The sequence below is a fragment of the Terrabacter sp. P5_B1 genome (genome assembly GCF_056400505.1).
Genome location: NZ_JBFULD010000620.1, coordinates 1 through 660 on the forward strand (window position 1 = coordinate 1; position 660 = coordinate 660).

Sequence of the window (660 nt, forward strand, 5' to 3'; positions counted from 1 at the left end):
AGCGGACCGTCCTCGCGCTCGAGCGCGTCGCCCGCTGGCTCCGGGCTCTCGGCACTGACCAACGCGGCCACTGGTTTGGCCGCCGACGCCGTCCGCGTCGAGGTGGACGCCGGGACGGGTGCCGTGGGCGCCGGCGGCACCCTGACGATCGCGTATGCCGGCAGCGACGCCCCGCGCTTCACCGTCCGTCTCGTGAACACCACCACCGTCCCGCTGTGGGCCGCGCTGCTCGACCTCACGGAGACGTACGGCATCTTCACCGACGCGTTCCCGGCCGGCTCCGTCACGCTCGGCCCGGGTGAGTCGACGAGCGTCGACCTGCTCGTCGAGGCCACCCCGGGAGGCTTCGTCATCACGCGTCCCGGCGTCACCCGCCCCCTCGTTCCCGTCGTCCAGGGCGACGGTCGCGAGGAGCGGACCGTCCTCGCGCTCGAGCGCGTCGCCCGCTGGCTCCGGCTCTCGGCACTGACCAACGCGGCCACTGGTTTGGCCGCCGACGCCGTCCGCGTCGAGGTGGACGCCGGGACGGGTGCCGTGGGCGCCGGCGGCACCCTGACGATCGCGTATGCCGGCAGCGACGCCCCGCGCTTCACCGTCCGTCTCGTGAACACCACCACCGTCCCGCTGTGGGCCGCGCTGCTCGACCTCACGGAGACGTAC

1 pseudogene is annotated in these 660 nt (G+C 74.1%); it reads left to right on the forward strand.

The window, feature by feature from the left end:
• Positions 1-660: pseudogene (locus AC1DP0_RS22455) on the forward strand (hypothetical protein); the annotation flags it as partial.